The sequence below is a fragment of the Alkalinema pantanalense CENA528 genome (genome assembly GCF_050753345.1).
GTDB classification, from domain to species: Bacteria; Cyanobacteriota; Cyanobacteriia; order Leptolyngbyales; family Leptolyngbyaceae; genus Alkalinema; species Alkalinema pantanalense.
On record NZ_JBLZFX010000003.1, the window covers coordinates 131,522 to 156,056 of the forward strand.

General features: G+C 51.3%; 35 protein-coding genes. 3 read left to right on the plus strand and 32 right to left on the minus strand.

From position 1 onward, the window contains the following. Window positions 1-141: 141 nt before the first annotated feature. From rpsI to rplC, 29 genes are all read right to left on the minus strand, one after another. The gene (gene rpsI, locus ACN4EG_RS01890) at window positions 142-546 is read right to left on the minus strand and encodes a 30S ribosomal protein S9 (RefSeq protein ID WP_190570612.1); all 405 of its coding nucleotides are present in this window, start codon (window positions 544-546) and stop codon (window positions 142-144) included. Between the two features lie 3 nt (window positions 547-549). Continuing rightward, window positions 550-1,002: a 50S ribosomal protein L13 gene (gene rplM, locus ACN4EG_RS01895; protein ID WP_431627461.1), complete on the minus strand. Its 453-nt coding sequence runs from the start codon at window positions 1,000-1,002 to the stop codon at window positions 550-552. A 49-nt stretch (window positions 1,003-1,051) separates the two neighbouring features. Further along, window positions 1,052-1,906, minus strand: a complete 855-nt coding sequence (gene truA, locus ACN4EG_RS01900; RefSeq protein WP_431627462.1) for a tRNA pseudouridine(38-40) synthase TruA — start codon at window positions 1,904-1,906, stop codon at window positions 1,052-1,054. 18 nt (window positions 1,907-1,924) lie between these two features. Further along, on the minus strand, window positions 1,925-2,275 hold the full coding sequence (rplQ, locus tag ACN4EG_RS01905; protein WP_190570607.1) for a 50S ribosomal protein L17: 351 nt from the start codon (window positions 2,273-2,275) through the stop codon (window positions 1,925-1,927). A 79-nt stretch (window positions 2,276-2,354) separates the two neighbouring features. Beyond that, window positions 2,355-3,305 carry a DNA-directed RNA polymerase subunit alpha gene (locus tag ACN4EG_RS01910; protein ID WP_431627463.1) on the minus strand — a complete coding sequence of 317 codons (951 nt, stop codon included), beginning with the start codon at window positions 3,303-3,305 and terminating at the stop codon, window positions 2,355-2,357. Window positions 3,306-3,473: 168 nt separating this feature from the next. Then, window positions 3,474-3,866 (minus strand): 30S ribosomal protein S11, encoded by a 393-nt coding sequence (gene rpsK / locus ACN4EG_RS01915; protein ID WP_190570603.1) that lies wholly within the window; start codon window positions 3,864-3,866, stop codon window positions 3,474-3,476. Window positions 3,867-3,907: 41 nt separating this feature from the next. After that, window positions 3,908-4,288 carry a 30S ribosomal protein S13 gene (rpsM, locus tag ACN4EG_RS01920; protein WP_190570601.1) on the minus strand — a complete coding sequence of 127 codons (381 nt, stop codon included), beginning with the start codon at window positions 4,286-4,288 and terminating at the stop codon, window positions 3,908-3,910. A gap of 171 nt (window positions 4,289-4,459) precedes the next feature. After that, a complete protein-coding gene (gene rpmJ, locus ACN4EG_RS01925) occupies window positions 4,460-4,573 on the minus strand; it encodes a 50S ribosomal protein L36 (protein WP_190570599.1) in 114 nt (37 codons plus the stop codon). Window positions 4,574-4,693: 120 nt separating this feature from the next. Further along, a complete protein-coding gene (gene infA / locus ACN4EG_RS01930; protein WP_190570597.1) occupies window positions 4,694-4,921 on the minus strand; it encodes a translation initiation factor IF-1 in 228 nt (75 codons plus the stop codon). 345 nt (window positions 4,922-5,266) lie between these two features. Further along, window positions 5,267-5,830, minus strand: coding sequence for an adenylate kinase (locus tag ACN4EG_RS01935; RefSeq protein ID WP_431627464.1), 564 nt, complete (start codon window positions 5,828-5,830; stop codon window positions 5,267-5,269). After that, a complete protein-coding gene (gene secY / locus ACN4EG_RS01940; protein ID WP_431627465.1) occupies window positions 5,830-7,134 on the minus strand; it encodes a preprotein translocase subunit SecY in 1,305 nt (434 codons plus the stop codon). Before secY ends, ACN4EG_RS01935 begins: the two co-directional genes overlap by 1 nt. Window positions 7,135-7,328: 194 nt before the next feature. Beyond that, entirely contained in the window at window positions 7,329-7,775 is a 447-nt protein-coding gene (gene rplO, locus ACN4EG_RS01945; protein ID WP_431627466.1) for a 50S ribosomal protein L15, read from the minus strand. A 21-nt stretch (window positions 7,776-7,796) separates the two neighbouring features. Then, window positions 7,797-8,318 carry a 30S ribosomal protein S5 gene (gene rpsE, locus ACN4EG_RS01950; RefSeq protein WP_190570587.1) on the minus strand — a complete coding sequence of 174 codons (522 nt, stop codon included), beginning with the start codon at window positions 8,316-8,318 and terminating at the stop codon, window positions 7,797-7,799. A 12-nt stretch (window positions 8,319-8,330) separates the two neighbouring features. Next, window positions 8,331-8,693, minus strand: a complete 363-nt coding sequence (gene rplR, locus ACN4EG_RS01955; RefSeq protein WP_431627467.1) for a 50S ribosomal protein L18 — start codon at window positions 8,691-8,693, stop codon at window positions 8,331-8,333. A gap of 3 nt (window positions 8,694-8,696) precedes the next feature. After that, on the minus strand, window positions 8,697-9,242 hold the full coding sequence (rplF, locus tag ACN4EG_RS01960; protein WP_431627468.1) for a 50S ribosomal protein L6: 546 nt from the start codon (window positions 9,240-9,242) through the stop codon (window positions 8,697-8,699). Between the two features lie 23 nt (window positions 9,243-9,265). Beyond that, entirely contained in the window at window positions 9,266-9,670 is a 405-nt protein-coding gene (rpsH, locus tag ACN4EG_RS01965; RefSeq protein ID WP_431627469.1) for a 30S ribosomal protein S8, read from the minus strand. A gap of 22 nt (window positions 9,671-9,692) precedes the next feature. Continuing rightward, entirely contained in the window at window positions 9,693-10,238 is a 546-nt protein-coding gene (gene rplE / locus ACN4EG_RS01970) for a 50S ribosomal protein L5 (RefSeq protein ID WP_431627470.1), read from the minus strand. Window positions 10,239-10,302: 64 nt separating this feature from the next. Then, complete coding sequence (gene rplX, locus ACN4EG_RS01975) at window positions 10,303-10,620, minus strand: 50S ribosomal protein L24 (RefSeq protein ID WP_431627471.1); 318 nt, start codon at window positions 10,618-10,620, stop codon at window positions 10,303-10,305. Continuing rightward, a complete protein-coding gene (gene rplN, locus ACN4EG_RS01980) occupies window positions 10,621-10,989 on the minus strand; it encodes a 50S ribosomal protein L14 (protein ID WP_190570575.1) in 369 nt (122 codons plus the stop codon). It abuts the gene before it with no gap. 21 nt (window positions 10,990-11,010) lie between these two features. After that, the gene (rpsQ, locus tag ACN4EG_RS01985; protein ID WP_190570573.1) at window positions 11,011-11,259 is read right to left on the minus strand and encodes a 30S ribosomal protein S17; all 249 of its coding nucleotides are present in this window, start codon (window positions 11,257-11,259) and stop codon (window positions 11,011-11,013) included. Window positions 11,260-11,266: 7 nt separating this feature from the next. After that, entirely contained in the window at window positions 11,267-11,485 is a 219-nt protein-coding gene (rpmC, locus tag ACN4EG_RS01990; RefSeq protein ID WP_431627472.1) for a 50S ribosomal protein L29, read from the minus strand. Window positions 11,486-11,489: 4 nt separating this feature from the next. After that, window positions 11,490-11,924, minus strand: coding sequence for a 50S ribosomal protein L16 (gene rplP, locus ACN4EG_RS01995; protein ID WP_431627473.1), 435 nt, complete (start codon window positions 11,922-11,924; stop codon window positions 11,490-11,492). Window positions 11,925-12,000: 76 nt separating this feature from the next. Continuing rightward, on the minus strand, window positions 12,001-12,750 hold the full coding sequence (rpsC, locus tag ACN4EG_RS02000) for a 30S ribosomal protein S3 (RefSeq protein WP_190570567.1): 750 nt from the start codon (window positions 12,748-12,750) through the stop codon (window positions 12,001-12,003). A gap of 26 nt (window positions 12,751-12,776) precedes the next feature. Further along, the gene (gene rplV, locus ACN4EG_RS02005) at window positions 12,777-13,139 is read right to left on the minus strand and encodes a 50S ribosomal protein L22 (protein WP_431627474.1); all 363 of its coding nucleotides are present in this window, start codon (window positions 13,137-13,139) and stop codon (window positions 12,777-12,779) included. A gap of 13 nt (window positions 13,140-13,152) precedes the next feature. Further along, window positions 13,153-13,428 carry a 30S ribosomal protein S19 gene (rpsS, locus tag ACN4EG_RS02010; RefSeq protein WP_190570563.1) on the minus strand — a complete coding sequence of 92 codons (276 nt, stop codon included), beginning with the start codon at window positions 13,426-13,428 and terminating at the stop codon, window positions 13,153-13,155. A 20-nt stretch (window positions 13,429-13,448) separates the two neighbouring features. Continuing rightward, window positions 13,449-14,312, minus strand: a complete 864-nt coding sequence (gene rplB, locus ACN4EG_RS02015; RefSeq protein ID WP_431627475.1) for a 50S ribosomal protein L2 — start codon at window positions 14,310-14,312, stop codon at window positions 13,449-13,451. Between the two features lie 23 nt (window positions 14,313-14,335). Continuing rightward, window positions 14,336-14,641, minus strand: a complete 306-nt coding sequence (locus tag ACN4EG_RS02020) for a 50S ribosomal protein L23 (RefSeq protein ID WP_190570560.1) — start codon at window positions 14,639-14,641, stop codon at window positions 14,336-14,338. Then, complete coding sequence (gene rplD / locus ACN4EG_RS02025; protein ID WP_431627477.1) at window positions 14,631-15,266, minus strand: 50S ribosomal protein L4; 636 nt, start codon at window positions 15,264-15,266, stop codon at window positions 14,631-14,633. Before rplD ends, ACN4EG_RS02020 begins: the two co-directional genes overlap by 11 nt. Window positions 15,267-15,312: 46 nt before the next feature. After that, complete coding sequence (gene rplC / locus ACN4EG_RS02030) at window positions 15,313-15,951, minus strand: 50S ribosomal protein L3 (protein ID WP_431627478.1); 639 nt, start codon at window positions 15,949-15,951, stop codon at window positions 15,313-15,315. A 682-nt stretch (window positions 15,952-16,633) separates the two neighbouring features. Here rplC and ndhN point away from each other — a divergent pair. Continuing rightward, window positions 16,634-17,110, plus strand: a complete 477-nt coding sequence (gene ndhN / locus ACN4EG_RS02035; RefSeq protein ID WP_431627480.1) for an NAD(P)H-quinone oxidoreductase subunit N — start codon at window positions 16,634-16,636, stop codon at window positions 17,108-17,110. Window positions 17,111-17,207: 97 nt separating this feature from the next. On the opposite strand, the gene ACN4EG_RS02040 is transcribed toward ndhN, so the two are convergent. Next, window positions 17,208-17,984 (minus strand): HAD family hydrolase, encoded by a 777-nt coding sequence (locus ACN4EG_RS02040; protein ID WP_431627481.1) that lies wholly within the window; start codon window positions 17,982-17,984, stop codon window positions 17,208-17,210. Between the two features lie 338 nt (window positions 17,985-18,322). Here ACN4EG_RS02040 and ACN4EG_RS02045 point away from each other — a divergent pair, with 338 nt between their 5' ends. Together ACN4EG_RS02045 and ACN4EG_RS02050 are read left to right on the plus strand one after the other, a co-directional pair. Beyond that, on the plus strand, window positions 18,323-19,129 hold the full coding sequence (locus tag ACN4EG_RS02045; RefSeq protein WP_431627482.1) for a hypothetical protein: 807 nt from the start codon (window positions 18,323-18,325) through the stop codon (window positions 19,127-19,129). 557 nt (window positions 19,130-19,686) lie between these two features. Further along, window positions 19,687-22,404, plus strand: coding sequence for a CHAT domain-containing protein (locus tag ACN4EG_RS02050; protein WP_431627483.1), 2,718 nt, complete (start codon window positions 19,687-19,689; stop codon window positions 22,402-22,404). Between the two features lie 22 nt (window positions 22,405-22,426). Here ACN4EG_RS02050 and ACN4EG_RS02055 read toward each other — a convergent pair whose 3' ends face one another. Further along, entirely contained in the window at window positions 22,427-22,897 is a 471-nt protein-coding gene (locus ACN4EG_RS02055; RefSeq protein ID WP_431627484.1) for a hypothetical protein, read from the minus strand. Between the two features lie 344 nt (window positions 22,898-23,241). After that, window positions 23,242-24,303, minus strand: a complete 1,062-nt coding sequence (locus ACN4EG_RS02060; protein ID WP_431627485.1) for a D-alanine--D-alanine ligase family protein — start codon at window positions 24,301-24,303, stop codon at window positions 23,242-23,244. Window positions 24,304-24,535: the final 232 nt, after the last annotated feature.

The window sequence follows — 24,535 nt, forward strand, 5'->3', positions numbered from 1 at the left end:
AAACTATTTTGACACTTCGATTTCGTTTCTGGGATCTATCTTGCTTCTGGAATTAAGCAAGCTACAACCAACGGCTCCAATCCCAAACAACCTGTAAAGACAAAGGTGCCTTCCGAAGAATGCACCTCCATCCACCCAAAATTAACGCTTGGAGTACTGAGGCGCTTTCCGAGCTTTGCGCAGACCGTACTTACGACGTTCCTTCGCCCGAGGATCACGGGTCAGCAACCCTTCTTTCTTCAAAGGAGAACGGTTTTCCGGATCCAATTGACACAGAGCCCGAGCCGCACCCATTTTGATGGCATCAGCTTGGCCCGTCAAACCACCACCATGGGCGTTGACCAACACATCGTAGTCATTTTCCAGACCTAGGGTTTCCAGAGGCGCTTTAGCCGCTGCGAGGTAGTCGGGGTTGCCTTGCAGATATTCTTCACCGGGCTTGCCATTGATGACAATTTGGCCACTACCGGGAACGATCCGCACCCGAGCGATCGCCGACTTACGACGACCGGTTCCTTGATACATTGCGCGATCTTGTTCTGCCATGGCTTAACCTTCTCCTCCAGGAATCGTGTTGATCGTCAGCACTTCAGGCTTTTGAGCCGCATGGGGATGATCGGCTCCGGCGTATACCTTTAATTTGGTAAACAACTGGCGACCCAAGGACGTTTTCGGCAGCATTCCCTTGACCGCTTTTTCAATAATCCGCTCAGGCAAGCGATTTTGCAGCTTTTCAAAGGTTTCTACCTTCATCCCACCGGGACGACCGGAGTGGCGACGATAGAGCTTCTGAGAGCGCTTCTTACCCGTTACAGCGATTTTCTCAGCGTTAATCACAATTACAAAATCACCCACATCCATCGAAGGCGTGTAGTTGGGCTTGTTTTTACCGCGCAGAACCCGTGCCACTTCGCTAGCGAGGCGACCCAGGCGCTGATCCGCCGCATCCACGACGTACCAGTTGCGCTCAACATCTTGAGAGGGGAGATAGGTCTTTTCCATTGCTCTAGGATTTCAAAACAGTGAATACCTGTTAGCTCGTACGAAACGATTAGCTCATCCAAACATCTGGTTTTTCAGGCGGCAAAACCAACTGCGGCTGTGTATCAAACCAGGCTTCTGGCGGGAAAGGATTGTCGTCATAACCCACACGAAGTAAACACAAACCTTGGGGCGGAGCGGCGTATTTCACATCCTCGCGGCGTTCCGACATCCACAATTCCGTGAATTCCTCTGGTGTGCGATCGCCTCGTCCCACCTGCACGAGCAGCCCCACCAGGAGACGCATCATGCCATACAGAAAGCCACTAGCCTGCACTTCAATGGTCAAAAAATCCCCTTGGCGCTTGCAAAAAGCTTCCTGTACATCCACCCAGGAGTGGGGCCGCTTAGACCCTGCGCGGTGAAACGCAGATAAGTGGTGACGACCGACTAAGGGATCCAAAGCTTTCTGAATCCGCTCATGATCCAGAGGCTCATGGTAGTAATGCCAAGCCAACGGTGCAACAAACAGATTGGGACGGGAGGCCGTATATAAGGTATAACGGTAGCGTCGATAGGTCGCCGAGAATCGAGCATGCCAGGTGGCTGGAACGGGAACAGCCGCACGGATGACAATATCAGCAGGCAATCGACGATTGAGAATTCCCATCCACCGATGGGCAGGAATATAGGTTTGGGCATCAAAATGCACGACCTGAGCAGCGGCATGAACACCAGTATCCGTTCTTCCTGCGGCATGGATAACCACCCGCTTTTGGGAGAGAACAGCCGCGATCGCCGTTTCTAACTCTTCCTGCACCGTTCGTTGGTTAAGCTGGCGCTGCCAACCGTAGAAATGAGTTCCCAGGTATTGCACCACAAGGGCAACTCGTTGGTTCTCCAGATCAGCAGCAACCTTCACCATGACGTTGGATGTGCTGAATTAAACCAGCTCAATGATCGCCATCTGAGCATTGTCTCCCCGACGGGAGACCGTTCGCAGAATGCGAGTGTAACCACCATTCCGGTTACCATAGCGCTCACCCGCTTGCTCAAACAGAGCATGAACAAGCTGCTTGTCATACATATAGCCCAAAGCTTGCCGACGGGCAGCTAAGGAACCATCCTTGGCCAGCGTAATCATATGTTCAGCTTCAGAGCGAACAGCTTGGGCGCGGGCTTTGGTGGTCGTGATCCGACCGTTACGAATCAGTTCAGTCGTCAGGGCACGCAATAGTGCCTTGCGCTGATCCGCTGGTCTTCCCAATTGGGGAACCTTACAACGGTGACGCATTGTCTCAACCTAATCGACTACAGAACAACATTGCAGCAAAAAGACTTGACCGATGATCAAGCCTAACGCCAACCTAACTCTAGCTACTAGACTTAGAGGATTTTTCCTTGGGAAGGGTGATTCCTAGGCGTTCCTGGAGCGCTTCCACAACCTCTTCAGCAGACTTGGCCCCAAAGTTTTTGATCTCCAACAGATCTTCTTGGGTATAGTCCAAGAGATCCGCCACCGAGTTTATTTGAGCCCGTTTCAAGCAGTTATAAGCACGAACAGAAAGCTGCAATTCTTCGATCGGAATCTGGCTTTCGGGATGCTCATCCGCATCAATATCGGTCTCAACAGCTTCAAAGTTGACATCCTTCAAGGGATTGAAGAGATCAACTAGGATATTCGCGGCTTGGCTCAGGGCTTCCTGGGGAGTCAAACTTCCATTTGTCCAGACTTCCATAACTAGCCGATCTCGATCGATCGCACCGCCAGCCCGTGCATCTTCTACGGTGTAGTTGACCTTACGAACGGGCATAAACACAGAATCCAGTTGGAGAAAATCCAAGGACACTGCTTCATCACGAATCCGATCGACCCCACGGTAGCCTTTCCCTCGCTCAATCCGGAACTCCATTTCCAACGTATGCCCTGGAGCAACGGTGGCAATGTACTGATCGGGAGAAACGATTTCGACTTCGGAGGGTAAATCAAAATGGCCAGCGGTTACAGTTGCCGGACCCTGCACTAACAAACGCCCAATCTGGGGTTGAGCCGAGTAGGTTTTCAGAACAACCTTCTTCATATTGAGAAGAATGTCCAAAACATCCTCTCGAACCCCAGGAATTGTCGAAAACTCATGGCTGACACCAGCAATGCGCACTGCGATAATGGCCGCCCCTTCCAAGTTGGAAAGCAATACCCGACGCAATGCGTTGCCGACCGTCGAACCCTGACCACGCTCAAGGGGTTCTAAGATAAACCGACTATATTGACTCTGATCTTTGTCAGTGCTGGTTTCTACACACTCAACCTGAAACTGTGCCACGGAGACCCTTCCTTTGAAACTGCTTTGGGAGGCAAGTAGAGCTGAACGCTCCAAACAAAACGTGAATTTATACTAGACGCGCTCTGAGAAATTAGCTTGACAAACTTGCGTGTCACACAATTAATCAACTGGGTTCTCAGCACGCTCTGAGCGACAATCCACACAAGGTTACACGCGACGACGCTTCGGAGGACGACAACCATTGTGAGGAATGGGCGTTACGTCACGGATCAGGGTGATTTCTAAACCAGCGCCCTGAAGTGCCCGAATCGCGGTTTCCCGACCGGAGCCAGGGCCGCTTACCATCACTTCAATCTGCCGCATCCCACAATCAATTGCTCGACGGGCTGCATTTTCCGCCGCAGTCTGCGCTGCAAAAGGGGTTCCCTTTTTAGCGCCTTTAAAACCACTGGAACCAGCGGATGCCCAGGAAACGGTTTCTCCTTGGGTATCTGAAATTGTTACGATCGTGTTATTGAAGGTGGACTGAATATGCGCTACACCGGTTGGAATATTCTTCTTAACCTTGCGCGCACCAGTTCTACGATTTGGTTTTGCCATTTTTCAAGCGACTAAACTAGACAACGTTTTCCAATTAGGAATTACTTCTTCGGTGCCTTCTTCTTACCAGCAACGGTACGACGACCGCCTCGGCGAGTCCGAGCATTGGTGCGCGTCCGTTGCCCACGCACCGGCAATCCAAGACGATGACGGCGGCCCCGATAGGTTCCGATGTCCATGAGACGCTTGATGTTCATGGCTTCCCAGCGGCGTAGATCCCCTTCGATCTGGTAGCCACCTTCAACCGCTTCCCGAAGTGCAGCAACTTCAGCATCGCTGAGTTCCTTGACGCGAGTATCGGGATTAATCCCAGTCTTCGCCAGCACTTCCTTGGAGCGAGTCAAGCCAATTCCGTAAATATATGTCAGACCAATTTCCACTCGCTTATCGCGAGGCAGGTCTACACCAGCAATCCGCGCCACACTCGTTCTCCCTAAATCTGCTTAATTCACACTAAACATGTCCATTTGGACGGGGAATGCCGAGCACTGCCAATTCCTTACGTGAGATTAGGACACACAGTGGGCACACCTCTTGAGTTTTGCGTTCAATCCAGGCTACTCCCCGAAGGCGGGGCTGACCTGGCGGCTTGCTTAACCCTGACGCTGTTTATGCTTGGGGTTTTCGCAGATAACCATTACGCGACCGCGACGACGAATCACGCGGCATTTGTCGCACATCCGGCGAACAGAAGCTCGAACTTTCATGCTTCTTTTGACGACACTACAAACACGACATCCTACCAAGTTAACAAGTCATTTGTCAAATGTTTTTTAAATAAATCTGAACCCATGCAGAAGGAAGCCAAGGACTTCCCATCCATTGGGCTATCTCTTATTTTTCAATCGATAGGTAATTCTCCCTTTGTTCAAGTCATAGGGAGACAATTCCACCTTGACCCGATCGCCCGGAAGAATCTTGATATAGTTGCGACGAATCTTCCCGGAAATGTGAGCTAGAACGTTAAAGCCATTGTCCAGATCGACCCGAAACATTGCATTGGGGAGCGAATCGACAACCGTTCCTTCCATTTCGATTAAATCTTCTTTAGACAACGCTTCCTCCTGGGAAAAATAATGAAGAATGGAACAACAACCTAAAAGCTAATCCATGTAATCACAAATCAGTCTGTTCGTGAACCCTGAAACTTGGGAGTCAAGTCATTGCTGATTCTGACTATTGTGCTGATTGACCACTGAGATTGCTCACTGAGAGGGTTTAGGGCCCACCCTTGACTATCGGCATAAACTGCCTTAACAACCTTAGAAGATCGTGGTGGTAATCGCTTTTTGAGTGTAGCTTATTTCATCCCGAGGACTGGGCCAGGACAAAAGTGGGGATCGTACTACACTGTCTATCAACAGGACAGATGGGTACGATCCCCCGCCAACTCAAATATCCTAAGCAACAGCAGCTTGTAGGGCCGTTGTTACTGATTCCATACTTTGGTTGCCATCGATCGTGACCAAAGTATTTTTCTTGTGATAATAGGCAATTAGCGGCGCGGTTTGTTCTCGGTACACATCCAATCGGCGGCGAATGGTGGCTTCGTTGTCATCGGAGCGCCCACTATCTTCACCCCGCTTAACAAGACGCTGCACCACCACCTCATCCGGAACATCCAGATTGATTACTTTGTTGCACTCTTGATGAATCTCTTTCAGCAACTCATCCAAGAAACCAGCCTGGGGTTCATTGCGGGGGAAGCCATCTAGAATCCAACCATTTTTCGCGTCGGGTTCCTGGAGCCGTTCTCGAATCAGGTCAATCACCAAAGCATCGGGCACCAACTCGCCCGCATCCATATACTGCTTTGCTTTGACCCCTAGCGGTGTTTGGTTAGCGACCGCAGCACGCAAAATATCGCCCGTGGAAATGTGGGGAATGCCCTGGGAGTCAGCCAGCAACTTGGCCTGAGTGCCTTTACCAGCACCCGGTGCACCGAGAAAAATCAACCGTGTCACTATTGTTTCACCATCCCTTCGTAACGCTGAGAAATTACATAGGTTTGAATCTGTTTAGCCGTATCGATCGCCACCCCGACCAGAATCAGCAACGAAGTTGCCCCAAATCCTTGGAAGGTGGGAACGCGGGTAGCACTTTCTACAGCCGTGGGAACGATCGCGACGATTCCTAGGAAGATTGCACCCAGGAACGTCAGGCGATTCAGCACCTTTTCCACATAGTCCGTTGTTGCCTTACCAGGACGAATGCCGGGAATACTGGCTCCCATTTTCTTCAAATTCTTCGACATCTCATCGGGCTGAATCACCAGAGAGGCGTAGAAATAGCTAAAGAATAGGATCATCAACAGATAGATGATGTCGTAGACAATGCTACCAGGCCGGAGATAGGTACCAATAAAATTACTAATGCCCTGATCTTTAAAGGCTCCTGCCAGCAGGCTTGGAAAACTCAAGACTGCTGAGGCAAAGATGATCGGCATAACCCCACCTTGATTCAAGCGCAGGGGCAAGTAGCTACTTTTCTCTAAATAAGTCCGACGACCCACCTGGCGACGGGCAGAAATGATGGGAATTCGACGAGTGCCTTCTTGCACAAAGACAATACCGACCACCATGGCCAAAAAGACCAAAAGCAGGACGATCGCGCCACCCACGGATTCTCGACTTCCGGTTTGCAGCAGTTCGAAGGTTTTGCCTAGGGACTGGGGTAACGTGGAAACAATGTTGAGGAAAATCAGCAGAGAAGCACCGTTGCCAATGCCGCGTTCTGTAATCAGTTCCCCGACCCACATGACAAACATGGAACCTGCCGTTAAGGTCAGCACAGTTTCAAGGACGAAGAAGGGCCCCCAATTTTGTGCGACCGGCTGCAACAGACCAAAGGTAAGTATGGTGCTTTGAATAATGGCCCAGCCCAACGCAACATAGCGAGTGATCTGGGAAATTTTCCGGCGTCCCGCTTCCCCTTCATTTTTTTGCAAGTCTTCCAACTTGGGAATTGCGGCGGTTAACAGTTGCAGAATAATCGAGGCGTTGATGTAAGGAATAATCCCCAAGGCAAAGACGCCCAAGGTTTTCAACCCCCCACCCGCAAACAGGTCAAGAAAGTTTAAAACACCGCTATTGGAAAACAGTTCACTAAACCGACTCCGATCGATGCCTGGAACTGGAATGAAAATGCCCAACCGCAACAGGACTAACAGACCGATCGTCAAGAGCAACCGACCTCTCAGTCCTGCTGCCTGCGCCATCTGCATGAAAGTTTCCTGTGCAGTAGGAGCCTTATCGCGATTAACGACCATAAGGGAATTCCTCTAAACCAACTGCCGATTGAATGCTCATTTTAAGAGAAGCAGCAATCCTCCCCAACTGAACCATTGGAATTTCCATGGCGATTGAGCTGTGGAGGATACCTTGCATAATCGATTATGTTATGAATTCACAAATTTTAGGGACGTTCGATCGAACGTCCCTAAAGCAATTCGTAGATAACGGTTTAGGCTTCTACTTCGCAGCTACCGCCAGCAGCTTCAATTTTTTCCTTAGCAGAAGCCGTGAATGCAGCGGCTTTGACCTTTAACGCGACCTTCAGCTCGCCTGTCCCCAGAACTTTCAGGGGGCCATCATCCTGGGTCAGGATGCCAGCTTCTAGCAAGCTTGCCAGGGTAACTTCGCTGTTGGCAGCCAAATCAGAAAGGTTTTCCAAGTTCACGATCGTAAAGACTTTACGATTGATCAGCGGGAAGCCCTTGAGCTTAGGCAGGCGGCGATAAAGGGGTGTTTGCCCCCCTTCAAAACCGGGACGAGTTGGACGGCCAGAGCGAGATTTTTGACCCCGCATTCCAAAACCACAGCTCGCACCTTGACCAGCAGCGATACCACGACCGACGCGACGGGCGCGCTTTGTTGAACCCTTTTGGGGTTGTGCATCAGCGAGTCTCATCGTGATTATCCTCTCTTAGAACTAGGAGTAAATTTGCTCGAGGGAAATGCCACGCTCCTCAGCTACCTGTTGGAAGGTGCGCAGGGAATCTAAAGCTTCCAATGCAGCACGGGCGTTGTTCAGCGGGTTATTGGAACCCAACTGCTTCGCAAGCACGTTTTTCACGCCTGCGAGTTCCAGTACAGTCCGCACAGCCCCCCCAGCAATTACCCCGGTACCAGGAGCAGCAGGACGCATCAGCACCTTTGCACCCACCGATCGCCCGGAGGAGGGGTGGGGAATGGAACTGGACTTGGTGAGGGGTACTTCTACGAGGTGCTTCTTGCCATCTACGACGCCTTTTTTCACAGCGCCGATGACATCGCTGGCTTTACCAACGCCCACACCCACTTGACCTTTTTCGTTCCCAACGATCACGATCGCCCGGAAACTCAGCTTTTTACCGCCCTTGACCACTTTGGTCACCCGACGAATTTGCACGACCCGCTCTTGCCAGTCGGACTTCTCTTCCCGGGCTTTGGTATTTTTACGACCTTTCGCCATTGTTTGCCTCTTTTAGAAATCTAGACCGCCTTCACGGGCTGCATCAGCCAGGGCTGCGACCCGACCGTGGTACAGATTACCACCACGATCGAAGACCACTTGCTGAATCCCCTTTGCCAATGCCCGCTGAGCAATTAACTTGCCAACTTCGCTGGCAGCAGAACAGTTTGCACCGGTTCCCACTTTCTCCCGAAGTTCCGGATCCACAGTTGAGGCAGATACCAATGTGCTGTGGGTCGTGTCATCAATCACTTGCACATAGATGTTTTCGCGGGAGCGAAAAACAGCCATCCGAGGACGATCAGACGTTCCAGCCAGGGCTCGGCGAATCCGGGCATGGCGACGACGGGTTAACTCTTTACGACTTGCTTTCATGGCTTACTTCTTCTTACCACCAGTCTTACCAACTTTCCGCCGGACAGCCTCACCAGCGTATCGGATACCCTTACCTTTGTAAGGCTCTGGCGGACGGACTGCACGAATTTTGGCAGCCGTGTTACCGACGACTTCTTTATCAATCCCGCTCACGGTGACATTCGTGTTGTTTTCGACCGCAAAGGTAATTCCTGCGGGCGGCACGATGTTCACAGGGTGGCTATATCCCATGCTGAGGTTCAAGTTTTGTCCTTGTACCGCAGCCCGATAACCAACCCCTTGGATTTCCAACTTGCGCTGGAAGCCTTGAGACACGCCTTCCACCATGTTGGCCACCAACGTGCGGCTGAGGCCATGGCGTTGGCGGGCAACGCGGGAATCATCTTTACGAGCGACGATGAGGGTATCCCCGTCCTGGGTCACCGTCACTTCCGACACAAGGGTGCGAGTCAATTCGCCCTTCGGCCCCTTCACCGTAATGGTTTGACCGTCGATCGTGACGGTTACCTTAGCGGGAATATTAATTGGACGCTTTCCAATACGCGACATTAGCTAATCACCTCGATGACGAATTACCACACGTAGCAAAGCACTTCGCCACCGACGCCCGCTTTGCGTGCCTCCCGATCGGTCATGATGCCGCTGGAGGTTGAGATCACAGCGACCCCAATTCCACCCAGCACCTTGGGTAGATCCTTACAATTGGAGTAAACACGCAGACCAGGCTTGCTCACCCGCTTCAGGTTGGTGATCAGCGGCTTGCTGCGATTTTTGCCTTTGTACTTTAGCGTAATCACCAAGTTGGTTTTTACGCCTTCACCGGCCTCTTCAAATTCACCGATAAACCCTTCCGCCTTGAGAACCTGAGCAATGCTACGGGTCATCTTGGTTGCTGGCACTTCGGTGGTTTCATGACGGGCCAATCCGGCATTCCGGATGCGCGTCAACATATCTGCAATGGTGTCGTTAACTGCCATAGTTTCCTCTTGATGAAACCGATTAATTCTCGCGGAAGGGCATTCCGAATTCCTTCAGCAGGGCTCGACCTTCTTCGTCCGTACCAGCGGTCGTAATGATCGAGATATCCATCCCTCGAATCTGATCAATGCTGTCATATTCCACTTCAGGGAAGATCAGCTGTTCCCGCAGACCCAAGGTGTAATTGCCACGGCCATCGAAGCTTTTAGGGCTAATACCACGGAAGTCCCGAATTCGGGGAAGGGCCAGGTTGATCAAGCGATCCATAAAGGCATACATCCGCTCAGCACGCAGGGTGACCATGACCCCCACGGGCATACCTTGACGGATCTTGAATCCCGCGATCGCTTTCTTAGCACGAGTGACGACAGGACGTTGACCGGTGATGATCGCGATTTCATTAATCGACGCTTCCAAGGCTTTCGCATTCTGGGATGCTTCGCCTAAACCCCGGTTCACCGTGACCTTCACAAGTTTGGGCACTTGGTGAAGGTTCTTGTACTGAAATTGCTCCATTAACTTTGGAACAACTTTCTCGTTATAGGTGGTCTTCAGACGTTGTGTCATACCTTTCAAATCCTTTCCCTGGGCTTGGTCAGGGAAGCTAGGTCAATGGTTGTTACTTGGGGGCTTAGTCAATGATTTCGCCCGTCTTCTTCAGCATGCGCACTTTCTTACCATCTTTGATGGTGTAGCAGACACGGCTGGCTGTCTTTTCCTTAGTGGAATACAGCATAACTTTACAGCTGTGGATGGGAGCTTCACTGGTTTGGATTTGACCAGACTCGCCTTCCTGTTGGGGTTTAACGTGCTTTGTCCGAATATTGACACCTTGCACGATCACCTGACTGGCACCGGGCAAAGCTTTAATAACTTCGCCAATTTTGCCTTTATCTTTTCCCGAAATCACCTGAACGGTGTCTCCGGTTTTAACGTGGATTTTTGCCATTTACAGTACCTCCGGAGCCAGCGAGACGATCTTCATGAAGTTCTTATCACGCAACTCACGAGCAACTGGCCCAAATACACGAGTACCCCGTGGATTGCCATCATTGTTGATGATGACCGCTGCGTTGTCATCAAAACGGATGCTCATACCGCTGTCACGGCGTAGGGTCTTGCGGGTACGGACGACAACGGCCTTCACCACATCAGACTTTTTAACACCCATATTGGGCGTAGCATCCTTAACCACGGCCACGATAACATCGCCAACCCCGGCGTAACGGCGGTTTCCACCACCTACAACACGAATACACATCAGCTTCCGAGCGCCGCTGTTATCCGCCACATTCAAATAAGTTTCCTGTTGAATCATGACGCTATCCCTTATCCCTCTCTAGCTTTGAGCAGTAGTCAGGATGTCAACCACAGCCCAGCGCTTGGTGCGGCTGAGGGGTCGAGTTTCCTCGATGCGCACGCGATCGCCCACTTTGCACTTGTTCTCTTGATCATGTGCTTTGTAGCGTTTCGTGCGGACAACGATTTTGCCGTACTTCGGGTGAGCAGCGCGGTTTTCCACTGCCACCACCACGGTCTTGTCCATTTTGTCGCTAACGACTAAACCAACTCTCTGTTTGACTGCCATTGGAACCCTACTCCGCTTCAGTTGCTGCCTTGATTTGACGCTCCCGCTCCACGGTCATCAATTGCGCCAGCTCATGCTTCGCATGCTTGAACTCGTGGGGCTTTTCCAGTTGACGAGTCCCTTTCTTGAAACGGAGGTCGAACAGGTGCCGTTTCACCGCGAGAATCTTGTCTTCAAGCTCCTGATCGCTGAGCTTGCGTGCATCTTCAATCTTGGGAAGAGACATAGCTTTAGCAACCCTCCGTCTCTGCAGCTGATGTGGAACGTGTAATAAATTTGGTCTTGATCGGCAGTTTGTACTGAGCAAGACGCATAGCTTCCCGAGCCACTTCTTCGGAAACGCCAGTGATTTCAAACAAAACTCGACCCGGCTTGACAACAGCAACCCAATATTCTGGAGCCCCTTTACCAGAACCCATCCGGGTTTCAGCAGGACGAGCTGTCACAGGCTTATCTGGGAAAATACGGATCCAAATCTTGCCGCCCCGACGGATATAGCGGGTCATGGCACGACGGCTAGCTTCAATTTGACGGGAGGTAATCCAGCTACACTCCGTGGCTTGGAGACCAAATTCTCCAAAGTTCAGATTGCTACCACGGGTCGCCAGACCGCTCATCCGTCCGCGTTGCTGTTTGCGGAACTTAGTTCTTCTTGGACTTAACATCTTTGCTTACCTACAAAGGACGAGGGATGGAGGGGGAGGAACCCTGGCAGAATCGGCCAGAATTCCCTAGCCTCAATTAACCTTCGTTAGAACGATCTTCAAACTGCTGACGACGACGCTGTTGGCGACGGCGAGGCTGCTGGTTCGTGGGAGCAGCTTCAACAATTTCTTGTCCGGGAATGCGCTCACCGTTAAAGACCCAAATTTTGATTCCCAGGGTCCCATAGATGGTTTGCGCAGTGCAGTAGCAGTAATCGATATCCGCCCGCAGGGTATGCAGGGGTACGCGACCTTCCCGAGTCCATTCCGGACGGGCGATTTCCGCACCGTTCAGACGGCCACTGACTTGGATTTTGATCCCTTCAACGCCAGCCCGTTGAGCCCGTTGGATCGCTTGACGCACCACACGACGGAAAGACACCCGACGCTCCAGTTGCTCTGCGATATATTCCCCAATCAAAGCTGCATCGGCATCGACGCGGGAGACTTCCACAACGTTAATGCGGATTTGCCGATCGCCACCCAAAACCTTTTGCAGTTTGGTGCGCAGTTCTTCAATCCCAGAACCACCACGACCCACAACCACACCAGGGCGGGAAGTGCGAATTTCCAGATCAATTTGGTCAGCCTTACGCTCAATCCGAATATCGGAAATACCAGGCTTATTGAGGTTGGCGAGGTTGAGAGGATTCTTCGTGAAAAATTCCCGAATTTTATGATCCTCTTGCAGTAATGCTGGGTAACGATTGGAATCGGCAAACCAGCGAGAGCGGTGCTCTTTAATGATGCCTAGGCGTAAGCCATTTGGATGAATCTTTTGTCCCACGGTTTTTATCCTCTTGCGATGTCTACTTAGTCTTCTGAACCGGGTGCCACGGTGATTGTGATGTGGCAAGTCGGTTTACGAATTTGATAAGCACGACCTTGGGCACGAGGACGGAACCGTTTTAGGGAAGGCCCCATATCGGCAAAGGCTTGGGCCACCGTCAGGGAAGCCCGATCGATTCCCATATTGTGTTCCGCATTGGCTGCCGCAGACCGCAGAACCTTGAGAATGGGTTCACAGGCGCGGTAGGGCATAAATTCCAGGATAATCAACGCTTCCCGGTAGGAGCGGCCCCGAATTTGATCCAGCACACGACGCACCTTGCGGGGAGACATGCGGATATATTTCGCGGTCGCTTTCGCTTCATTGGATTGTAGTGCAACTGCCATAGCTCAGTTCTCCTTAGCGACGCGCCTTCTTATCAGCACCGTGCCCCTTAAAGGTACGGGTGGGAGCAAATTCACCCAATTTGTGACCCACCATTTGTTCCGACACGTAGACGGGCACGTGGGTTTTGCCGTTATGCACGGCGATCGTCAGACCGATCATGTTGGGCAAAATTGTAGATGCCCGAGACCAGGTTTTGATGACGGAGTTATCATTTTTGGCCTTCGCCGCCTCAACCTTACGCAGCAGGTGGTCGGCAACAAAGGGGCCTTTCTTCAATGAACGAGACATTTCCGAGTTCTCCCTTTAACTTATGACTCACGACCGCCGCGTCCACGCTTGGACGACTTACGGCGACGACGAACAATCAGCGCACTGCTGAGTTTCTTCTTCTTGCGGGTCTTCTTACCCAGCGCCGGTTTACCCCAAGGGGTCACAGGGCCAGAACGACCGATCGGAGCCCGACCTTCACCACCACCGTGGGGGTGATCCACCGGGTTCATGACACTACCACGAACTTCGGGACGACGACCGCGATGGCGAGTCCGACCGGCCTTACCCAGGGTGAGGTTACGGTGCTCGGTATTGCCGACCTGACCGATCGTGGCCATGCAGTTGCGGCGCACCATGCGAACTTCCGTAGAAGGCAACTTCAAGGTGACGTAGTCGCCATCTTTTGCCGCGACTTGCGCACCCGCACCTGCGGAACGCACCATTTGACCACCCCGACCGGGATAGAGTTCAACGTTGTGAACGATCGTTCCTAGGGGGATGGCAGACAGGGGCATCGCGTTGCCAACTTCGATGGGAGAGCCTTCTCCAGCAACAACAGTCGCACCGACTTCCAAACCAACGGGATGCAAAATATAGCGCTTCTCACCATCTTGGTAGTGCAGCAGCGCAATCCGAGCATTACGGTTGGGATCGTATTCGATCGCCACCACTTTTGCTGGGATACCTTGCTTGTCCCGCTTGAAATCAATAATGCGGTACAGCTTCTTGTGACCACCGCCCCGATGACGGCAGGTAATCACCCCACGGTTGTTCCGACCTTTAGATCGATGAACATAAACAACTAGCGACTTTTCGGGTTCGCTCTTGGTAACTTCTTTAAAATCCGCCACACTACGATCGCGAGTTCCTGCGGTGTAGGGGCGATAGTTCCGAATACCCATAGTTCACTCTCTCAAACTGCTGACTAAACTTCGGGGAACAGGGTGATGGAATCCCCTTCCGCCAGCGTCACGATCGCTTTTTTGTAATGCGGTTTGCGACCTGCAAAGCGACCAACGCGACGAGACTTGTACGGCGGGTTTTGGGTGCTGATCCCAGTTACTTTAACGTCGAACAAAAACTCAACAGCGGCTTTAATTTCCGGCTTCTTGGCCTTGGGATCGACTTCGAAGGTGTACTGGTTGTTTTCCAGGGCAACCGTAGCCTTCTCAGTGATGATGGGGCGACGGATCAAATCCGCCAAATCACGGGGGTTAAAGTTAGTCGTCACCGTAGACCTCCTGAATTTTTGCGATCGCAGATGCAGTAGCTACGATTTGATCCGCAGCCAAAATGTCATACACGTTCAGGTTGCTCGCAGAGATAATCCGCACACGTTCTACGTTCCGCACCGACAACCAAACGTTTTCTTGGCGCTCAGAAACAATCAACAGCACCTTAGAACCCGCTTCCACACCCCAGCGCTGGAATGCAGCCAATACTTCTTTAGTCTTGGGACGCTCTAGGTTTGCGGCAAACTCTTCCACCACAATCAGGTCAGCCACACGGCTTTGCAATGCGGTGCGCAGAGCCAAACGACGCTCTTTGCGGTTCATTTTTTGGCTGTAATCCCGAGGCTTCGGCCCGAAGATCACACCACCACCCCGCCACAAGGGAGAGCGGTTAGAACCGGCCCGAGCGCGACCTGTTCCCTTTTGACGCCAAGGCTTCCGACCGCCACCGCTCACTTCAGAACGAGTCTTGGTGCAAGCAGTCCCTTGTCGAGCATTGGCTAACTGGCGAACCAGAGCACGGTGCACGACATGAGCTGCGCTTTCTTCCTTTGCAACTTTCAGATCCAGCGAGGCGTTGCCTTTATCTGCGCCTTGCCAGTCTTTCACGACACAATCAACCATTGTTTTATCTCCTGTCTCGTTTCGTCAGACTTGACGATCGCCTCGCTTACTTACCACCAACCAAGTTGGCTGGAATGATTTTCACTAAGCCACCGGGTTTGCCAGGAATCGCACCTTTGACCAACAACAGGTTGCGATCGCTATCGACTCGTACCACGGTCAGCTTTTTCACCGTGACTTGTTCGTTACCGTACTGACCAGCCATCCGCTTACCGGGGAAAACCCGACCCGGCGTTGTACCCGCACCAGTCGAACCCGGCAGACGGTGGTTTTTAGAACCGTGCGCCATGGGTCCGCGTTTGAAGTTATGACGCTTTTGATAACCTGCGAAACCCCGACCAATACTGGTTCCGATCACATCCACCAATTGGCCAGACTCAAATTGCTCAACGGTCAAGGCTTGACCCAATTCGTAGCCGGACACATCCTTCAAACGACACTCTGTCAGATGACGCAGAGGAGCCGATTCAGATTTTTTCAGGTGACCCCTTTCAGCTTTGCTCAGGTTTTTTTCCTTCACATCGCCGTAAGCAAACTGAAGCGCCACATACCCATCAGTTTCTTTGGTCTTAACTTGAGTAATTGGGCAGGGACCTGCCTGAATCACTGTGACAGGGATCGCTTTCCCTGCCTCATCAAATACTTGGGTCATCCCAAGCTTTGTGCCGAGAATTCCAACAGCCACGATGTCGGGTCTCCTTTAACTAAACATCCCGTACTGGGCAGCGGTTGCAGCACACAACTTACCCTGGACAAAACAGCACGTTCGGAAGAATCACATTCCACCGATCGCGCACACGCAGAAACAACCTCCAACAATTAGGAGGCTCTCTCTACAAACTTGACACTCCATCTTCAGGCGATAAACGCACCCCACAAAAGGCGCTGAATCACTCCGACAGTCAATCCCAGTGGACTTAAACAGCAAACTGTTCAGTATCCGAACCAGAAAGGAGTCCTTCCAAGTAGTGAAGGGAATACCCTTCCTCAGAAAACTTCAAACGATTGCCTGAAGCTAACCTCATGCTGTTTCCTCTCATCACGGGTGCGAACCTGTGCTACACGTACCGAAAAGCCATGATGCTGAGAGTTTCAGTACCGCAGAGGTGGGCGGGAAACAAGCGTTGCCGTAAAATCACGACAGTTAAACATTCTACCTAAGGTGTTAAGTTCTGTCTAGCAAGACACCAAATTTTCTAGGATTTTTTCTGAGGTTGTTAGATAGAGCCAGAGGAAATGATCCGGACAGCCATTGAGAAGCCATGAACAGTGGACGCTGAAAATTCTATGGCCTGGGGGAACAAGGGCGATGAAATCGCTGCAAGAGCGATTAGACTAGAGTGCAGTGGGTATTAAGGCTTATTGATATGGCACTCATTACGACTGGTGGCAAACTCATCCGAGATTTAGAGTCCCATGGTGCATTGGGCGTCTACGTCCCACTGGAAGGGGGCTTTGAAGGTCGCTATCGTCGCCGCATTCGATCGAAGGGCTATGTCTCCCTTAGCCTGACAGCACGGGGGCTAGGAGATGTGGCGATGTACCTAACCGGCGTCCATGGTGTACGACCTCCCCACCTTGGCAAGAAAAGCGCAACCTCTGATCCAGCGGTCGGCTATCGCTACTTTATTCCTCCAATTATCGAAACTCAGTTGGCTAGCCTTCCCCCCAAGTGTAAGGGACTACTGCTTTGGATTATTGAAGGCAATATCTTATCGAACGAGGAATTAGCGTTCCTCGTTAACCTGCCGAAGCTTGATCCGCGCGTTAAAGTCATTGTTGAACTGGGCGGAGATCGGTCTTTCCGTTGGACCCCGTTGAAAGAAACCTTAGCTGCTGCCTAGGGTCTGTTTTCTTTGGGTATTTCCTTCAGATACAAATTTAGGTGCAGATTAAAAAATGAAGGATGCCTCTTCTAGATCAGGAGAGGCTTTTTTGTGCTCATGCTGATTTTGTAGATTTCGCTTCAGCCATCAGAATCAGGTCTACCAATTCACAAAACCCAGTGCCTTCCTCTGCCTGGGTCACAAATTGGGGTAACTGGGATAGTTGATCGACATAGTGCGTCACATTAGCTACTCCCACCGACAAAGGCATTTGGAACAAACTTTCGTCATTGGGGCTATCCCCAACCGTGACCACCTGCTGGGGGTCGATCGTCGGAAACGCCATGCGCAAAACTTGTTGCAATCCCTGCAATTTACTTTGTTCTGGCAATTTAATGTGACATTGCACAGTGCTGTAGACCATCGTCCAGCCTTGTGCTTCACAACTGTGGGTCAACGCTTGCAATTGCGATCGGGAAAGCCCTCGCACATCAAACGTCCAATCTGTCAGACGAAAGCGATTATCGATCGATTCCTGAAGATGAGGAAATTGAGATTTTAAGCTCGCAAAGGTATTCGCAAGCGCTTGGCGATGCTGCTGCAAGTCCGAAATCGGCACCAACCATTCCAAGCGATCGCCTTGATAGAACAGTCCACCATTTTCCGCGATCGCCCCCGCAATGGGGAGGTAATGACTGATTGCACTCACCCAGCCCGCCGATCGTCCCGTGACAATCACCACCGGAATCGCACGATCGACCAACTGCTCAAAGCACTGCAACAGGGCTGGACTAAACTTTCCCTGCTGCGTCAGCGTCCCATCCATATCCGTTGCAATCAACTGAATTGCAGAAAAATTCGCTTGAGCCTGCGCGATCGGCTGCAAGAACATCCGTTATTCCCTCCTAGCCATCCCTTGGATGATACAAGAACAAACCACTGAGTCCATACTCTAGAAAACACCCTAGACACTTTGGACTGAGCAGAGCATCCCAAGGGTTATTGCACCCAAAGGTTATTGAAGCCATTAGATACAAGAGAACCAGATCCCTTCTATACAGGGAAATGGAAATCCCACCAATTTGCTATCACTGTTCTGAGCCGATAGGCTAGGGCTATAGCAATCAATGCCAATGGGGAGTCTCTCCTAATTGTTGCTCCTTGTGGTTTTATGGGAATACTTGTTGAATAGTTTCAACCCGTTGTCCAAAAAATAATTCTGTGGTAGATATGTCAGTCCCGATGATTTCGACGGGAACCTGGCTTGCTCAGGCCGCCCCAAAAACAACCAAACCCAAAACATCTACAGCACAGCCCCCAAGTCCTGCTTCTCAGACAACCAGTCAACAAACTTCTCCCGTCTGGATGTATACGGCTGGTGGACTGTTATTCCTATTGGTGGCTTTGGGGATCACCTCAGCTTTGCAGTACCGTCGCCTCAACAAAAAGCTCCGGTTTGAACTCCTGAAAAACCAGGAACTCCAGAAAAAATATAAGTTTGCGGTCGATACGATCGGCAAAATGGAGCGCAATCCAGACTTAATTCACTCCCGAGAATTTAACCTAGATTACCTTCGGATGCGGATGGCGGAGGAAGTCTTCCATTTCTCGATCGTCAACCAGATGAAAATCAAGGTCAAAGATCGGATTACGATGGCCCTGCGACCGCAGCAAGCCAGCCAAGGGGAACTGGGAATTGCCAGCGGGACAGGCCGGCAAGTGGATGAAGTCTTTGATGTGGAATATGAACCCCAGGATGCTCCCAAGGGAACAAAGCGCGTGCTATTCCGCGTTTGTATTAAAATCCTCAAGCTGCCCACCCAGCCCACTTCACAAACGATCGGGCAAATTATCGATTGCATTGAGACCTTCCTCAGTCCAGGCCATGAGAACGATACCTGGCAACCTACCATTCAAGGGCGCATTGCCAATATGCACTGGGATCAAAAGGCCAAACCGACCCCTCTGCTCGTGTTAGAACAAACCCAAGAGGGCTCGAACGTGACCTTCCGCACTAACCGCATGGCCAAAGCCTAATTCTCTGGTTCTCAGCTCAATCACTTGATGGATTCTCAGCCATCCGGTGCAGCTAGAGCGTAAATTTACGGATCCACCCTCGGCTCATCACGCCTGCCAAGTTCCGAAAAATCTCGTAGATCGGCCAACTCTGCTGGAAAACTTCCTACAAAAAACCCCCAACTCACTAGGCATGAGTTGGAGGTGGAAATCAGGGTGCATCTACCATTCCGCTTTACCGGAAACTGACCTGCTGTTCGGGAACAGTTCTGTAGAGTAACGATGAAGTTACTGCAAAGTTTCCTTGAATCCTGCGTACTTTCTCGGATCCTTAAGACAATTAGTTGGGAACTCTCTCCAAACGATCGCCGTCAGCCCCTTGGCATCTTGGCCAAGATCAAACCTTTTCCCTGACCGAAATTCACAATATTTCACAAAGTCGAAGACAAGATTTACTTCGACAAGTCTCAAATTTACCGCTATAAGTACAGAAGTATAGGCATCAGTCCAGGCATAGCAGGTTTCGCATCAGGGAGAGGGGTAATGGAACGCTTAGAATTACTGGGAGAGAAAAGACTGTGACCCAAGAATTCTCACTGTCTGTAACCCCTGTCAAAGAGGAAACCTATCTCGTTAGAACAGAGCGGGTCTCTCCGGGAGTTCCTCTGGCAGAAGAATTAGTCTCTTGGCGCGTAGGAGATTGGTTACAGCAGGCGGGACAGTTGATGAATGATCCGTTACTGGGATTATTACGAGGGCGCGGCCAGACTGGCCCCGTGGGCGAACCCGCTTCAGTGGATTTAGTGACCTTAGGCCAGGAACTTTACAATGCGCTGTTTCAAGGAACGGTACGGGATAGCTGGATGGTGGCACAGGGGATTGCCCAGCATCAACACGACATTTTGCGATTACGCCTAGGATTAAAGGGCGATCGCTTGCCCCGACTGCCCTGGGAAGTCTTGCATGCAGGTGATCGGCCTCTGTCCACCGGAACCGACGTTGTGTTTTCCCGCTACCATTCTGCCTTTACCGCTGTTGGTAGCAAGCTTTCTCTGCATCCAACCAATATCCAGCCCAATCAGCCCCTACGCATTCTGATGGTACTGGCAGCTCCGACGGATCAGGAAATGCTACAGCTGCACCAAGAAGCCGTTCATTTACAAGCTGAACTACAGCGAGATCAGGATCGTCGGTTCGATGGCCCCACGATCGAACTGCAAATTCTCGATCAGCCCGGTCGGGAACAACTGACTCAAGCCTTAGAGCAGGGACACTTTGACATTCTGCACTATGCGGGGCATAGCAATTTAGGCAGTGCAGGGGGCGATCTCTATCTGGTCAATGACAAGACTGGATTGACTGAAGTCCTCAATGGAGATGATTTAGCAGGGCTATTAGTCAATAACGGTGTCCGCATGGCCGTGTTTAATTCCTGCCGAGGCGTGCATGGAGCCACTGCTGGCGAGGATAACAGCAATAATTTGGCTGATGCGCTGTTAAAGCGGGGTGTTCCTGCCGTACTGGCCATGGCGGAACGGATTCCCGATGATGTGGCCTTAACCTTGAGCCGATTGTTCTACCGTAATCTGAAGCAACGCTATCCCATCGATCTGAGCTTGAATCGGGCCAGACAGGGGCTACTGTCTTCCTATGGTTCTAGCCAACTCTATTGGGCGTTACCAATTCTCTATCTCCATCCCGAATTTGATGGCTATCTTCGGCCTCACCAAACGGCTAACCGAGATCGATCGGGCGTCAATCCCATCGATTCAATCGACCCTGCCTTTTTGGAGTCGGATCAGTTAGAGCCCTTAGGCCAATTAGCTTCAGCGCATCTTACCGCCAGCCAGTTTGCCAAAAATGATTTAGGTGGAAATCCCTTAAGTGGCAGTAGCGTAAACGGTGACTTGATCAATGGTGACTTCATCAATGGTGACTTCGTAGAAGAAATCAACCTGGATGACAATCTGGATGATGAGGCCGATCGGGCAGAAATTGCGGATCTGTTTAAGGAACTTTCCAACAATGGAAATTCCATCACTTCAACCCAATCATCCCAAACACCGTCGAGCAATCTAGCGGTTGCACAAGGTAATGGGAACGCTATTCCTTCAACCGCCCCGGTCATTACCAACGAAAAAGCTCGCGAATTGAATCAACTGGCGCAGGTGCTCCAACAACAAGGAGACTTGACAGGAGCGATCGCAACCTATGGAGAAGCCCTGAAATTGGCTCCCGATTGCGGCGAACTTTACTACAATCTCGGCACGGCTTTCCAAACCTATGGCAATCTGCCAGAAGCACTGACTGCCTACAAAATGGCATTGAAGCTGGATCCCCAACACTCCCATGCACCCACCCGCCTCCAACAGCTTCTAGATCCTTCCGCCACAGGTAACCCCGAAGGGTCTACCCCCACGTCCCAAGGGCACGCGAGTCGGGCTAATTTTGGAGATAACCCTCATTCCCGGCCTCCCCTGTCCAAAGCATTGATGGGGACTATCGGGATTACTGCTGCAAGTTTGTTAGGTATTGGGGTGGCTGTGAGCCGCTTCCAATCCCAACCTCCGACACCGCCCACGCCCTCCATTTCGGCGAGTGTCCCCCAACCGTCCCCCAGCAGTTCCCCCAGCCCAGATACCCTGCAGCCTAATCAATCCCAGGCCAATAATGCCAATCTTGTGACGATCGCCCAGCAATCCTTCAGCAAAAATAATTTGCGCCAAGCCCAGGAAGCCGTGGCAGCTTTGCTCGATCGGGGTGCCTTAGTAGAGGCCCAAGCTGCTTTAGACAACGCTTCGCGCAACCAGCAGGAAGTCGCACCGATTAGCTTTCTGCGCGGACGACTGTCCTGGCAATTTTGGCAGCAGAATAGCGGTGGGAATCATAGCCTAGACGATGTGCGGCGCTTTTGGGGCATGACAACCCAGAAGGAACCGAATAACCCGCTCTATCAAACCGCCTTGGGCTTTGCCTTTTATGCGGAAGGCAAACTGACACCCACTGACCTTCCCCGTGCCACCGACGCTTGGTTCCAGGCGGCCAATCTGACAGCCCAGCAGCCCACCTCGCCCGAAGCCCTGAATGCCTATGCAGGACTGGCTTTAAGCGCTTTCAAAACGGCGCAGACTCAAACGGGAGCCGATCAAAAGCGGCTTCAGGCAGAGGCTATTAAACTCCGGGATCAGGTCATGAAAGCTAGCCCCGATCGCTTCAGTCCCAATGCTTTAGGCAAAAATTGGCTCTGGACAGAAACCGCGATCGCCGATTGGAAAAAATTACAAGAACTACAGTAACGCCCTGTCAGTGAGGACAACCTTATTCAGAATCCGCGATTTCGGCAGGAACCGAAGGGGTGATCGCACCTTTAATCGACTGATCCACGGAATTGGTTTGACGCAAACTAGGAGTGATCAAGCAGGACAGCCCCACGCAACCTAGGCCAATGGCTCCAATTAACTGTAGAAAACTCTGGTGCTCCCTTTGGGCGATCGTTTGGGCCATCTCCTGAGGCGGCAGAATTTCATTTCCTAGACTGAGGATTTCGCGCGTTGCACCCCAAATAAGCACCAAGGTCATCAACCAAGCCAACAACAGCAGCAGGAAAATGCGAATCCCCGCAGGACGCTGTAACCGTCGTATCCAAAGGCTGGGAAGTATGAATCGCCAAAACCAATGCCGGGGAAGCTGGCTCCAAGTTCGATTGATTTTGAGCAATGCACGTTCCCAGCGAGTCTGTCGCTGTTGTTTTTTAGCCAATAGTGCACTTTTTCCCTGCCGTGATCGCATCCCGGATCCTCACTGCACCCGATCGTAGACGTTGGATAAAGCTTGAACTGGAAAGTTTGAACTGGAAAGCTGGAACTGGAAAGTTTAGATTTTGGCGAAAATCCCCCTTAAGGAGACGATCACTCCCCAGGAAGAGCCCGATCGAACATGTTGCCACGAGATCGTCTTTTATCCGGTCATTAGTTCAAATTTCTCTGTCCTTAGTCCCAATATTAATTAAAGATCTCCCACGTGAACGAATTATCTTTAGGATCCGTTAAATTCGAATCAGAAAAAGGAGCGGAGAGTCCCTCATTGCAAAGGACGATCGCCGCTCTCATAGCTACCTCTCACAGATGGATTGTTTAAGAATGACTACGCTCTAAAGCAAACTGAACTAACTGGTGGACAAGGTCTGGAAATTCCACCCCCGTTGCAGCCCAGAGTTGAGGATACATACTCATTGCCGTAAAGCCAGGTAAGGTATTGACTTCATTAATTAAAATTTCGCCCGTGGCTTCGACGTAGAAGAAATCCACACGGGTCAGTCCTGCACAGTCGATCGCTTGAAATGCCTGAATAGCCCGTTCTTGAATTTGCGTCACCACGTCAGCGGTCAGATTAGCAGGAATATAAATCTGCGATCGGCCTTCGGTGTACTTCGTTTCATAATCATAAAAGTCGCTCTCGAAGGTCACTTCACCGACCACTGAAGCTTTGGGATTATCGTTGCCCAAGACAGCACATTCCACTTCCCGCGCTACAACCCCTGCTTCTACAATGATGCGCCGATCGTAGCTAGCGGCACCGTCCAAGGCTTTTTCTAATTCCGATCGGGTACGACATTTAGAAATTCCGACAGAAGATCCTAAATTGGCGGGTTTGACAAAGCAGGGATAGCCGAGTTGGGCCTCAATTTCATCACACAGCTTGGGAAAACGGCAGGGATCGGAAAAAATTTGCGATCGGGTCACCGCCATATACTTCACCTGGGGGAGACCCACTTCGGCAAAGGCCATTTTCATGGCAATCTTATCCATGCCCACCGCTGAAGCCAAGACCCCCGAACCAACGTAGGGAACCTGCATGAGTTGCAATAGGCCCTGAATAGTGCCATCTTCGCCGTTGGGACCATGCAAAATGGGGAACCAGACCTCGACTTCGCTGACCTGCGGTGGAAATTGCCACAGCGTTGCTTTTGGGGCAGTTTCCTCGGTTTCCACGGGCTGCCGATCGGTCAAGACCTGCTGCGCCACCGCTCCTGTCTGCCATACCCCATCCTTTTGGATATAGAACAGGAGAACCTCGTAGCGATCGATGTTGTTTCCGGTTGTCAATCCTCGATAAATTGCGCCTGCGGAGATAATGGATACTTCATGCTCACCAGAGCGTCCGCCAAACAACAGTCCTACTTTCAATTTACCCATGGCCCACTCCCCTTGGTCTGGTTAGATAGCCAGAGAGTATAGCAGAAACCTATCCATCAGCCTTGAGACCCGTGGGCTTTCTAGCTGAGAATTGAGTTAACTGCTTTAAATTCCCGTAACTACTCAGGCTGTGGTTTAAGCGACACAGGATTGCCCGAGAACAATCCAACGAGAGCGTCTAAAAGATTGATATTCTGCTTGCGCAAGGTGGATAAATAGCCCCGAATGCGAC

Excerpts from the sequence above, each read along its gene's own strand:
- truA (WP_431627462.1), bottom strand. The coding sequence starts at position 1,906 with ATGGTGAAGGTTGCTGCTGATCTGGAGAACCAACGAGTTGCCCTTGTG.
- ndhN (WP_431627480.1), top strand. The coding sequence starts at position 16,634 with ATGGCACTCATTACGACTGGTGGCAAACTCATCCGAGATTTAGAGTCC.
- ACN4EG_RS02055 (WP_431627484.1), bottom strand. The coding sequence starts at position 22,897 with ATGCGATCACGGCAGGGAAAAAGTGCACTATTGGCTAAAAAACAACAG.
- rplR (WP_431627467.1), bottom strand. The coding sequence starts at position 8,693 with ATGAAAGCAAGTCGTAAAGAGTTAACCCGTCGTCGCCATGCCCGGATT.
- ACN4EG_RS02060 (WP_431627485.1), bottom strand. The coding sequence starts at position 24,303 with ATGGGTAAATTGAAAGTAGGACTGTTGTTTGGCGGACGCTCTGGTGAG.
- rpsH (WP_431627469.1), bottom strand. The coding sequence starts at position 9,670 with ATGGCAGTTAACGACACCATTGCAGATATGTTGACGCGCATCCGGAAT.
- rpsI (WP_190570612.1), bottom strand. The coding sequence starts at position 546 with ATGGCAGAACAAGATCGCGCAATGTATCAAGGAACCGGTCGTCGTAAG.
- rplE (WP_431627470.1), bottom strand. The coding sequence starts at position 10,238 with ATGACACAACGTCTGAAGACCACCTATAACGAGAAAGTTGTTCCAAAG.
- rplF (WP_431627468.1), bottom strand. The coding sequence starts at position 9,242 with ATGTCGCGTATTGGAAAGCGTCCAATTAATATTCCCGCTAAGGTAACC.
- rplN (WP_190570575.1), bottom strand. The coding sequence starts at position 10,989 with ATGATTCAACAGGAAACTTATTTGAATGTGGCGGATAACAGCGGCGCT.
- rpmC (WP_431627472.1), bottom strand. The coding sequence starts at position 11,485 with ATGTCTCTTCCCAAGATTGAAGATGCACGCAAGCTCAGCGATCAGGAG.
- rplV (WP_431627474.1), bottom strand. The coding sequence starts at position 13,139 with ATGGCAGTTGCACTACAATCCAATGAAGCGAAAGCGACCGCGAAATAT.
- rplM (WP_431627461.1), bottom strand. The coding sequence starts at position 1,002 with ATGGAAAAGACCTATCTCCCCTCTCAAGATGTTGAGCGCAACTGGTAC.
- rplO (WP_431627466.1), bottom strand. The coding sequence starts at position 7,775 with ATGAGACTCGCTGATGCACAACCCCAAAAGGGTTCAACAAAGCGCGCC.
- ACN4EG_RS02040 (WP_431627481.1), bottom strand. The coding sequence starts at position 17,984 with ATGTTCTTGCAGCCGATCGCGCAGGCTCAAGCGAATTTTTCTGCAATT.
- rpmJ (WP_190570599.1), bottom strand. The coding sequence starts at position 4,573 with ATGAAAGTTCGAGCTTCTGTTCGCCGGATGTGCGACAAATGCCGCGTG.
- rpsK (WP_190570603.1), bottom strand. The coding sequence starts at position 3,866 with ATGGCAAAACCAAATCGTAGAACTGGTGCGCGCAAGGTTAAGAAGAAT.
- ACN4EG_RS02045 (WP_431627482.1), top strand. The coding sequence starts at position 18,323 with ATGTCAGTCCCGATGATTTCGACGGGAACCTGGCTTGCTCAGGCCGCC.
- rplX (WP_431627471.1), bottom strand. The coding sequence starts at position 10,620 with ATGGCAAAAATCCACGTTAAAACCGGAGACACCGTTCAGGTGATTTCG.
- rpsS (WP_190570563.1), bottom strand. The coding sequence starts at position 13,428 with ATGTCTCGTTCATTGAAGAAAGGCCCCTTTGTTGCCGACCACCTGCTG.
- rplP (WP_431627473.1), bottom strand. The coding sequence starts at position 11,924 with ATGTTAAGTCCAAGAAGAACTAAGTTCCGCAAACAGCAACGCGGACGG.
- rplQ (WP_190570607.1), bottom strand. The coding sequence starts at position 2,275 with ATGCGTCACCGTTGTAAGGTTCCCCAATTGGGAAGACCAGCGGATCAG.
- rplB (WP_431627475.1), bottom strand. The coding sequence starts at position 14,312 with ATGGGTATTCGGAACTATCGCCCCTACACCGCAGGAACTCGCGATCGT.
- secY (WP_431627465.1), bottom strand. The coding sequence starts at position 7,134 with ATGGTCGTTAATCGCGATAAGGCTCCTACTGCACAGGAAACTTTCATG.
- rplD (WP_431627477.1), bottom strand. The coding sequence starts at position 15,266 with ATGGTTGATTGTGTCGTGAAAGACTGGCAAGGCGCAGATAAAGGCAAC.
- rpsQ (WP_190570573.1), bottom strand. The coding sequence starts at position 11,259 with ATGGCAGTCAAACAGAGAGTTGGTTTAGTCGTTAGCGACAAAATGGAC.
- rpsE (WP_190570587.1), bottom strand. The coding sequence starts at position 8,318 with ATGGCGAAAGGTCGTAAAAATACCAAAGCCCGGGAAGAGAAGTCCGAC.